This window comes from Rufibacter sp. JT3400010 (assembly GCF_054956755.1).
This window is the reverse complement of sequence record NZ_JBUDXA010000042.1, coordinates 1-1,340: the sequence shown is the minus strand read 5'-3', so window position 1 is coordinate 1,340 and position 1,340 is coordinate 1. Positions and strand designations below refer to the sequence as shown.

The 1,340-nt window shown below is 64.8% G+C and carries 1 protein-coding gene; it reads right to left on the bottom strand.

The window, feature by feature from the left end:
- On the bottom strand, positions 1-1,340 hold a 1,340-nt coding region (locus ACY0JR_RS21165), incomplete at both ends, for a sugar MFS transporter (protein WP_462636163.1).

The following is a 1,340-nucleotide window of genomic DNA, read 5'->3' as shown; positions in this document are numbered from 1 at the left end:
ATGTAGGCGTAGCAGAGCATGGGCACGGTGAAGGAGAGCTGCACGTCGCCGGTCACGTCGGCCACCACGCCCTGCAGCGGCGGCACGACGGCCCCGCCCACGATGGCCATCACCAGCAGCGAGGAGCCCTGGCTCGTGTGCACGCCCAGCCCCTTGATGGCCAAATCGAAGATGGTGGGGAACATGATGGAGTTGAACAGCCCCACGCCGATCACCGCCCACATGGCCACCGCGCCCTGCCCGAAGGTCCCGACCAGCAGCAGCACGATCACGGCGGTGGCGTAGAGGCCCACCGTGCGGTTGGGGACGAAGCGGCCCAGCAGCAGCACCGCGAAGTTGGCGGCAACCAGCCCCAGGATGATGAGCGCCTGCTCTAAATCATAGATGGCGTACACGGCCCCGAAGGTCACCGCCGCGATGACGGCCATGATCACGTACTTGAGCGAGTTGTCTCGGAACCGGGCCAGCGCCACCGCCCCGAAGAAACGGCCGATCATGGCCCCGCCCCAGTAGAAGGACAGGAAGTGCTTGGCCTCCGACTCGTCCAGGCCCGCGATCCGCGGCAGCTTGAAGTAGTTGATGAGCATGCTGCCCACGGCCACCTCGCCGCCCACGTACATGAAGATGCAGATAATACCCAGCACCAGGTGCCGGTGCCGCAGCGCGCCCGAGCCCGCCACCACCGTGTTGCTCTCCCCGGTGAGGCGGGGCAGGCGGGCCAGCCTGATGATCACCGCAATCACGATCAGGGTGATGGCCAGGCCCACGTAGGGCATCTTCACCGAGTCCGCCGTGGCGGCATCGTTGGACACCTGGTCGAAGATGAGGTACCCGCCGATGATAGGCGCGATGGTGGTCCCGAAGGAGTTGAGCGCCTGGGTCATGTTCATGCGGCTGGAGGAGGACTCCGCAGGGCCCAGGATGGACACGTACGGGTTGGCCGTGATCTGCAGCACCGTGATGCCCGAGGCCAGCACGAACAAAGCGCCCAGGAACAGACCGTAGGAATGGGAATCGGCCGCCGGCAGGAACAGCAGGCAGCCCACCGCCGTCACCGCCAGCCCCACGATGATGCCGTTCTTGTAGCCTATCCTCAGGATGGGGTCGCCTTTGGTCACCGAGAAGACGAAGTACAGCAGCGAGACGATGAAGTAGGCCCCGAAGAAGGCCGTCTGGATGAGCATGGCCTGCCAGTTCTGCAGCGTGAAGACCTGCTGGAGCTTGGGGATGAGGATGTCGTTCATGCACGTGATAAAACCCCACATGAAGAAGAGCATGGTCACCACCATCAAGGCGCCGGTGTAGCTCTTGCCTGCCGTGCCCGCCGCTGTCGCCGCCGG